The sequence below is a fragment of the Polaromonas sp. P1_G2 genome, from assembly GCF_056405515.1.
The window spans coordinates 1-9,535 of record NZ_JBFUBY010000189.1 but is presented as its reverse complement, the minus strand read 5'-3'; the positions used below and the strand labels follow the sequence as shown (position 1 = coordinate 9,535).

At 64.4% G+C, this 9,535-nt stretch carries 3 protein-coding genes and 1 pseudogene; 2 read left to right on the top strand and 2 right to left on the bottom strand.

Going from position 1 to position 9,535, the window contains the following annotated elements:
* Positions 1 to 190: pseudogene (locus AC1D0P_RS17740) on the bottom strand (hypothetical protein); the annotation flags it as partial.
* 114 nt (positions 191 to 304) lie between these two features.
* Entirely contained in the window at positions 305 to 1,060 is a 756-nt protein-coding gene (locus tag AC1D0P_RS17735; RefSeq protein ID WP_477677954.1) for a hypothetical protein, read from the bottom strand.
* A 267-nt stretch (positions 1,061 to 1,327) separates the two neighbouring features.
* Between AC1D0P_RS17735 and AC1D0P_RS17730 the strand changes: the two genes are divergently transcribed.
* Both AC1D0P_RS17730 and AC1D0P_RS17725 read left to right on the top strand, forming a co-directional pair.
* The gene (locus tag AC1D0P_RS17730; protein WP_477677953.1) at positions 1,328 to 7,360 is read left to right on the top strand and encodes a HAMP domain-containing protein; all 6,033 of its coding nucleotides are present in this window, start codon (positions 1,328 to 1,330) and stop codon (positions 7,358 to 7,360) included.
* Positions 7,357 to 9,402 carry a hybrid sensor histidine kinase/response regulator gene (locus AC1D0P_RS17725; protein WP_477677952.1) on the top strand — a complete coding sequence of 682 codons (2,046 nt, stop codon included), beginning with the start codon at positions 7,357 to 7,359 and terminating at the stop codon, positions 9,400 to 9,402. Before AC1D0P_RS17730 ends, AC1D0P_RS17725 begins: the two co-directional genes overlap by 4 nt.
* The last annotated feature ends 133 nt before the right edge of the window (positions 9,403 to 9,535 follow it).

Sequence of the window (9,535 nt, the reverse complement as noted above, 5' to 3'; positions counted from 1 at the left end):
GCCTGCGGTAGGCATTCTGCGCAAGCTGCCCGGCCAGCGCCGCGTGTTTTTCGAGCAGGGCCGGCGCGCCGGATTCCGCGCTCGCGGCGGGTGCCTGCGCGGCAGCCGGGAAAGTGGCGAAAGGGGCGGCGCAAATCACCAGGCCGCACAGCAGCACAAGGCGCCCAAGACGTCGTCGAAAAGAATTCATGGTTCCAGTTTGCCAGCGCAAACAAGGCCTTCTTCGCGGATGCTCCCTCGTCCTACATGCAATCGCCGCAAGCGTGAAGCGAAAGGGAAATGAACGGGGAGGGCGGCGGGCCGCTCAAGCTTGCACTGTCTCCGCCAGCGCCTCCGGATCGTTCGCGGCGGAAGCTTCGAACTGCAGCGTGAGCCGGTTTTCCCCGCGTGTCAGGCGGACGGATTCCTGCCGGGCCAGGGCTTGCACATCGTCCCACTCCAGCAGGCGGTAAGGGGGTTTGTCCACCACGCGCACAGGCTCGGGGACCTCGGGCACTTTCAGTTCGATGTGTACCGAAAGGACATCCTCCGCGAACCCGGCGCTGATGAGCAGCTTGCCGGGCACGGCAGCCGCATCGGCCAGGCCTATGAGCGAGGCGGTCAGCACATTGCGCAGTGCCGATTGGGGAAGTCGCGCGGCAATGCTGCCGCTGCTGTTGACCACCGAAAAACCCCTGAACGAGAGTTGTGTCACCACCATGCCCACGCATTCCGCGATGCCTGCATCGGCCTTGACCGGCCGGTTGTCCTTGGGCGCGAGCCAACTCATCAAATCAGCGCAGGAGGCGGCCGCCTCTTTGGACAGCGCCACGATGTCGCGCGCGTTCTTGAGCAGCGCTTCCGGGTCAGGGTCGGCTTTTTGCAGGCGCCGCTCCAGCATTGCCGCCACCATGGCGATGGGCTGCAATGTCCCCGCCATGTTGTGGCGTATCACCGGGGCCAGCCGCCGCAGGAGCGCGTAATGCGCCGCTTCCGCCTCGCATCGTTGCAATCCGCTTGCCTGTTCCGCCGTGCTGCTGGACTGAGCGCTCATGGTGCTGGTGCCAATGAAAAGGTTCACGAAAACTGCAGCCAAACCTGCAGGGCCCACGCCGCGCAACGAACACATCTCGCTGCGATATTTTCAAGGCGTAACTACAAAATATACAGCGGCCAAAAAAGAATTTATGTAAGCCAAAGCCTACAGTTGTGAGGCTGTGACGGGCGCGCCGCAGATTGTTTTCGCCGTTAAGTAAATAGTGCGATATCTGGTTGTCATTCTGAATCTTCGCGAGTAATCTCGGCACCCGTTTCTACAAAAAGTTACCGCCAATACAGGATGAATGATATGGAGGCTCTAGCCAAGCTTTCGGTGATCGAGCGCGACACCGAATTGAAGTCCATTCTCAAATCTTTGAGCGCGCTCAGGCGCGGTGAATCCGGCGTCACACTCCCGACGGAGTGGGATGGCATCTATGGAAAGATCGCCGCCGAATTCAACCAGCTGTCGGCCATGACGACGGCGACCACCAGCCGCTGCAAAGGCCTGGCATCCAAGTCCCGCCTGTCAACACGCGCCAGCCGGCGCCTGCCCGAGGAAAAACTCTCGGGCTTCTGGCTGCAGAACGCGATGGCCATCAACACCGTGCTCGACGAAGCCGACACGGTGACGGAGCAGACCAAGGTGGTGCTGACCGCATTGACCGACCTGAAGAAAGGCGACGCGCGCGCATCCCTGCCGCAAGACTGGACCGGCGTGCCCGGCAAGGTCGCAGATGCCTTCAACGACGTGGTCTCGGAAAACGTGCGCATGGCGCGCGAGCTTGAACGCCTGAGCCGCGTGGTCGGCAAGCAAGGCCGGCTCAAGGAACGGGCCTTTGTGCCTGACGCCACGGGTTTCTGGCGCGACTCTGCGGAGTCCATCAATTCGCTGATCGCCGACCTGGTCCACCCGACCAGTGAAGTGGCCCGCGTGATCGGCGCCGTGGCCCAGGGCGACCTGTCCAAGAGCATGGCGCTGGAGGCCGAAGGCAGGGCGCTGGAAGGCGAGTTCCTGCGCACCGCGATGATCATCAACAAGATGGTGGAGCAGCTCGGTACCTTCTCGGCCGAGGTGACGCGYGTGGCGCGCGAAGTSGGCACCGAAGGCAAGCTGGGCGGCCAGGCSSASGTGCMAGGCGTKGCCGGCACCTGGAAGGACTTGACCGACTCGGTCAACKCCATGGGCTCCAACCTCACGGCGCAGGTGCGCAACATCGCCGAGGTGACGACGGCCGTGGCGGCCGGTGACCTGTCCAAGAAGATCACGGTGGACGTGAAGGGCGAGATTCTCGAACTTAAAAACACCATCAACACCATGGTGGACCAGCTGCGGTCCTTTGCGTCCGAGGTGACGCGTGTGGCGCGCGAAGTGGGTACCGAAGGCAAGCTGGGCGGCCAGGCCGACGTGCAGGGCGTGGCCGGCACCTGGAAAGACCTGACCGACAACGTGAACTTCATGGCCGGCAACCTGACATCCCAGGTGCGCAACATCGCCGACGTGACCAAGGCCGTGGCCGCCGGTGACCTGTCCAAGAAGATCACGGTGGACGTGAAAGGCGAGATTCTCGAACTCAAGAACACCATCAACACCATGGTGGACCAGCTTTCCTCGTTCGCTTCCGAGGTGACGCGGGTTGCGCGCGAGGTGGGTACCGAAGGAAAACTGGGCGGCCAGGCCGACGTGCAGGGCGTGGCCGGCACCTGGAAGGATCTGACCGACTCGGTCAACTCGATGGGCTCCAACCTGACCGGCCAGGTACGCAACATCGCCGAGGTGACGACGGCCGTGGCGGCCGGCGACCTGTCCAAAAAGATCACAGTGGACGTGAAGGGCGAAATCCTGGAACTCAAGAACACCATCAACACCATGGTGGACCAGCTGTCCTCGTTCGCTTCCGAAGTGACGCGCGTGGCGCGCGAAGTGGGCACCGAAGGCAAGCTGGGCGGCCAGGCCGACGTGCAGGGCGTTGCCGGCACCTGGAAAGACTTGACCGATTCGGTGAATTCCATGGGGTCCAACCTCACGGGCCAGGTGCGCAACATCGCCGAGGTGACCAAGGCCGTGGCCGCCGGCGACCTGTCCAAAAAGATCACCGTGGACGTGAAGGGCGAAATCCTGGAGCTCAAGGCCACCATCAACACCATGGTCGACCAACTGCGCTCCTTCGCGTCCGAGGTGACGCGGGTGGCGCGCGAGGTGGGCACCGAAGGCAAGCTGGGCGGTCAGGCCGACGTGCAGGGCGTGGCCGGTACCTGGAAGGACTTGACGGATTCCGTGAACTCCATGGGCTCCAACCTCACAGGCCAGGTGCGCAACATCGCCGAGGTGACGACCGCCGTGGCGGCCGGCGACCTGTCCAAGAAGATCACGGTGGACGTGAAGGGCGAAATCCTGGAGCTCAAAAATACCATCAACACCATGGTGGACCAGCTGCGGTCTTTCGCCTCCGAAGTGACGCGTGTCGCACGCGAGGTGGGCACCGAAGGCAAGCTGGGCGGGCAGGCCGATGTGCAGGGTGTGGCGGGTACCTGGAAGGACTTGACGGATTCCGTGAACTCCATGGGCTCCAACCTGACCGCACAGGTGCGCAACATCGCCGAGGTGACGACGGCTGTGGCTGCCGGTGACTTGTCAAAAAAGATCACGGTGGACGTGAAAGGCGAGATTCTCGAGCTCAAGAACACCATCAACACCATGGTGGACCAGCTGCGATCCTTTGCTTCCGAGGTGACGCGTGTGGCGCGCGAAGTGGGCACCGAAGGCAAGCTGGGCGGCCAGGCCGACGTGCAGGGCGTTGCCGGCACCTGGAAGGATTTGACCGACAACGTGAACTTCATGGCCGGCAACCTGACGTCCCAGGTGCGCAACATTGCCGACGTGACCAAGGCCGTGGCGGCCGGCGACCTGTCCAAAAAGATCACGGTGGACGTGAAGGGCGAAATCCTCGAACTTAAGGCCACCATCAACACCATGGTGGACCAGCTGCGGTCCTTCGCGTCCGAAGTGACGCGGGTGGCGCGCGAAGTGGGAACCGAAGGCAAGCTGGGCGGCCAGGCCGATGTGCAGGGTGTGGCCGGCACCTGGAAGGACCTGACCGACAACGTGAACTTCATGGCCGGCAACCTGACCAGCCAGGTGCGCGGCATTGCGCGCGTGGTGACGGCCGTGGCCAACGGCGACCTGGAACGCAAGCTGACCGTGGAGGCCAAGGGCGAGATCGCCGCTTTGGCCGACACCATCAACGGCATGACCGATACGCTGGCCACCTTCGCCGACCAGGTGACCTCGGTGGCGCGCGAGGTGGGTGTTGAAGGCAAGCTGGGCGGCCAGGCCAAGGTGCCGGGCGCGGCCGGCACCTGGAAGGGCCTGACCGAAAACGTCAACCAGCTGGCCGCCAACCTGACGACCCAGGTGCGCGCCATTGCCGAGGTGGCGACGGCCGTGACGCAGGGCGACCTGACGCGTTCCATCACCGTGGAAGCGCTGGGCGAGGTGGCCGCACTGAAAGACACGATCAATGAAATGATCCGCAATCTCAAGGACACCACCCAGGTCAACACCGAGCAGGACTGGCTCAAGACCAACCTGGCCAAGTTCAGCCGCATGCTGCAGGGCCAGAAAGACCTGGTGGCCGTGGGCCACCTGATCCTCTCGGAGCTCGCGCCCGTGGTGGGTGCCCAGCAGGCCGAGTTTTATGTGCTGAGCTACACGCATGAAAGGCCGCGCCTGCGCCTGATGGCGAGTTATGCCTCGGACGGGCAGGGCGCTTACGGCAAGGAAATCGACCTGGGCCAGGGCCTGATAGGCCAGTGCGCTTTCGACAAGCAGAAGATATTGCTGACCTCCTCGCTGCCGCAGGGCCTCAAGATATCCTCCGGCCTCACCGAGGTGGCGCCCATGGACATCCTGGTGCTGCCCATCATCTTCGAGGGCCAGGTTCGGGGCGTGGTCGAGCTGGCCTCGGTCGAGCGCTTCAACCCCACGCACCAGGCCTTCCTGGACCAGCTCACGGAAAGTATCGGCATCGTGATCAACACGATCGAAGCCAATATGCGCACCGAGGACCTGCTGACCCAGTCGCAGTCCCTGGCGCAGGAGCTGCAAAGCCGGCAGGAAGAACTGCAGCAGACCAACGAGGAGCTGCAGGAAAAAGCCCACCTGCTGGTCCAGCAGAACGACGAGGTGGAGCGCAAGAACCAGGAGGTCGAGCAGGCCCGCCAGGCGCTCGAAGAAAAAGCCAAGCAGCTTTCGCTGACCTCCAAGTACAAGTCCGAGTTCCTGGCGAACATGTCGCACGAGCTGCGCACGCCGCTCAACAGCCTCTTGATCCTGTCCGACCAGCTGTGCAAGAACTCGGAAGGCAACCTGACAGCCAGGCAGGTCGAGTTCTCCAAGACCATTCATTCATCCGGCAACGATTTGCTGATGCTGATCAACGACATCCTGGACCTGTCCAAGATCGAGTCGGGCACGGTGGTGGTGGACGTCAATGAGTTGCGTCTGTCCGACCTGCAGATGTACGTCGAGCGCACCTTCCGCCACGTCGCTGAGGCCAAGAGCGTGGATTTCCTGATCACCACCGGCCTGCAGCTGCCGGTGTCCATGGTGACCGACGTCAAGCGCCTGCAGCARRTSCTSAAGAACCTGCTSTCCAACGCCTTCAAGTTCACGCACCAGGGCCATGTGGCCCTGGCCATCGAGGAAGCCTTCACCGGCTGGAGCCCGGACAACGAGGAACTCAACCGCGCCCAGCAGGTGCTGGCGTTTTCCGTCACCGATACCGGCATCGGCATTTCCGCCGACAAGCAGCAGATCATCTTTGAAGCCTTCCAGCAGGCCGACGGCTCTACCTCCCGCAAATACGGCGGCACCGGCCTGGGCCTGGCCATCAGCCGCGAGCTTTCTCGCCTGCTGGGCGGCGAAATCCGCCTGTCCAGCGCACCCGGCGAGGGCAGCAGCTTTGTGCTTTACCTGCCGCTGGTCTACGCCTCGCCGCGCGGCGCGCGCAAGCCCGGCGGCAGCGCCGAACAGCGCATCGAAGCCAGCGCGCCCATTAGCCGGCTGGGCTTCGAGAAGCTGGAGCCCGCTTTTGATGAAACCGCCCTGGTGGTGGACGCCAGCGCCCTGGCCAACGAAGCAGCCGACGACCGGCACGCCATACAGCCCGGCGACTTCGTGCTGCTGATCGTGGAAAACGACCTGGCCTTCGCCGGCTTCCTGCTCGACGCGGCCCGCGCCAAGGGCTTCAAGGGCCTGGTGACCCCGTTGGGCGCCGGCGCGCTGACGCTGGCGGCCGAGTACAAGCCCTCGGCCATCACGCTGGACATGCACCTGCCGGACATGGAAGGTTGGCGCGTGCTCGAGCGCATCAAGCAGGACGCCGGCGTCCGGCACATCCCGGTCTGCGTCATCTCCACCGACGACTCCAAGGACCGTGCCTACCGCTCGGGCGCCATGGCCTTCATCGAAAAACCGATCCCGTCCAAGGAAGTGCTCGACGAGATGCTGGAGCAGCTGCACCGCTATGTGTCGCGCTCGGTCCGGCATATGCTGGTCGCCCTGAAGGACGATGTCCTGCGCGGCGAGGTTACCGGCATGCTGCAGCACAGCCATGTGCAGTGCACCGCCGTGGCCTCGCTGGCCGGCGTCAAAGCTGAAGACTTCGCCCGTTTTGAATGTGTCGTCACCGACGATGCCTCCCTGACCGAGGGCTTCGAAGGCATGCGCCGCGCCGCGCCGGAACGCCGGGCGCTCGGGCCGCTGCCCGTGGTGGTCTGGCGTGAAGGGCCCATCGATGCGCTGCACCAGCCGGCCTGGCAGTCCCGCGACGGCTTCCTGTTCCGCGAGGCCAGGTCCATCCCGCGGGTGCTGGACCAGGCCATGCATGCCCTGCACCTGACGGAGGCGCGCATGACCGAAAAGCAGCGCGGCACCCTGAGGGCCCTGCACGACGCCAACAAATCGCTGGCGGGTAAAAGGGTGCTGATCGTCGACGACGACATGCGCAACATCTTTGCCCTGGCCACCGTGCTCGAAGAGGAGGGCATGGACATCGTCTGGGCCGACAACGGCCACGACGCCATCGCCAAGGTCGCCTCCGACCCGCAGCTCAGCGTGGTGCTGATGGACATCATGATGCCGGTCATGGACGGCCTGGTCACCATGCAGGAGATCCGCAAGCTGCCGGCCGGCAAGAGCCTGCCCATGATCGCCGTCACGGCCAAGGCCATGAAGGGCGACCGCGAGAAATGCATAGAGGCCGGCGCCTGGGACTACCTGTCCAAGCCGGTCAACACCGAAAACCTGCTGGCCGTGCTGCGTGCCTGGTTGCCCCGATGAGCGCTGTCCTCATGCCGCAGGAGCCGGCCACCATGCTCAATCCCGATCCCGTCAACATCCTGATCGTCGACGACCTGCCTGAAAAGCACGTCGTCATGGGCAGCATCCTCGAGGAACTGGGGCAGAACCTGGTCAGCGCCCGTTCGGGCCGCGAGGCGCTTCGCCTGATCCTGCAGATGGACTTCGCCGTCATCCTGCTCGACGTCAACATGCCCGACATCGACGGGCTGGAAACCGCCAGCCTGATCCGGCAGTACAAAAAGACCGCGCAGACGCCCATCCTCTTCATCACGGCCTACGTGGACGAGATGCAGGCCGCCAAGGGTTACGAGCTGGGCGCGRTCGACTACATCTCGACCCCCGTCGTGCCCGGCGTGCTGCGCTCCAAGGTCAAGGTGTTCGTGGAGCTGCACCGCATGCACCGCCAGCTGCAGCAGCAGGCCGTCGAGCGCGAGGCGCTGGCGCGGGCCGAAGCGGCCCGCAGCGCCGCGGAAGAGGCCACGCGCCGCGCCGCCTATCTGGCCGAGGCCAGCCAGCGCCTGTCCATGTCGCTCAACATCGACGCCACCGCCCATGCTCTGGCCGACATCGCCGTGCCGGGCCTGGGCTCCATGGCCGCCGTTTCCTTGCTGGACGACCACGGCGAACTGCACTGCCGCTGCCTCAAGATCATCGGCGAGGCCGACCCCACCTTGGGCCCGGTCTTGCTGGAATGCCACCGCGAGCTGAGCCCGGCCATGGCGGCGGTGGTCCGCGGCGCCATGCTTTCGCGCGACATCCAGTTCCTGCCCGCGACCGAGGCCGGCGGTTTCGCGCAGGCCGACGCCGCGCTGCTAAGCGAGGTCGTGGGCCGGGCCTCCATCGCCATGGAAAACGCCAGGCTCTACACGCTGGTGCAGGAGGCCGACCGCCGCAAGAACGAGTTCCTCGCGATGCTGGCGCACGAGTTGCGCAACCCGCTGGCGCCGATACGCAACGCGGTCCACATCATCAACGGGGCCCAGGTGGCCGACCCGACGGTGGCCTGGGCGCGCGACGTGATCGCACGCCAGGTCGACCACATGTCCCGGTTGGTCGACGACTTGCTCGACGTGTCGCGCATCGTGCGCGGCAAGGTGACCGTCCACATGGAGCCGCTGCTGCTCGCCACCCTGTGCGAGCGCGCCGTCGAAGCCAGCAACCCCTTGCTGGCCGCGAGGCAGCAGTCGCTCACGGTCAAGCTCCCGGACGAGGCCTTGGTCCTGCGGGGCGACCTGGTGCGCCTGTCCCAGGTGCTGTCCAACCTGCTCAACAACGCCTCCAAGTTCACCGACCCGCAAGGAACGATCACCCTGGACGCATCGCTGAAGGGCGACAGCATTTTTATCACCGTCTCCGACACCGGCCAGGGCATAGACGCCGAATTCCTGCCGCACATCTTCGACCTGTTCGCCCAGGGCGACCAGGCGCTGGACCGCGCCCAGGGCGGGCTGGGCATAGGCCTCACGCTCGTCAAGCACCTGGTGGAGCTGCACCAGGGAACGGTCGAGGCCTACAGCGAAGGCCGCGGCAAGGGAAGCCGCATCACCGTGTCCTTCCCGGCCAAGCTTGCAGCACAGGGAGCGGCCCTTCCCGCCGCCGTAGCGCCGAAAGCCGCGAGGCCGGCGCCGGCCGCCTCCCGCAAAGTCCTGGTCGTCGACGACTTGCCAGCTTCGGCGGACACGCTGAAAGTTTTGCTGGAACTCGAAGGCTATGTGGTGAGGATCGCGAACGACGGCGCGGCGGCGCTCACGGTGGCCCAGGAGTTCGGGCCCGACGTGCTCATCCTCGACATCGGCCTGCCCGGCATGGACGGGTTTGAAGTCGCTCGCCAATTGCGCAGCCGGCCTGAATCCAAAGATGCTCTGTTGATTGCCTTGACGGGGTATGGGGAGGCTGAGAGTCGGCAACGGTCGCAACGGGCTGGGTTTGATCATCATGTGGTCAAGCCGGCTGATATCGATTTCTTGCTGTCTCTTGTTGGGCAGCCGCCCGGGGTTCGGAATGTGGTGGACGGGCTTTAGTTCTTTGGGTGTTCTGGGCGCTGATGTTGGTTTGGATTCCGGGGCCGGGGTTGCCGGCAGCAACTCACTTTTCTTTGCTTCGCCAAATAAAAGTAAGCAAAAGAAAGGCGACCCGCAGTCTGGGTCCCTACGC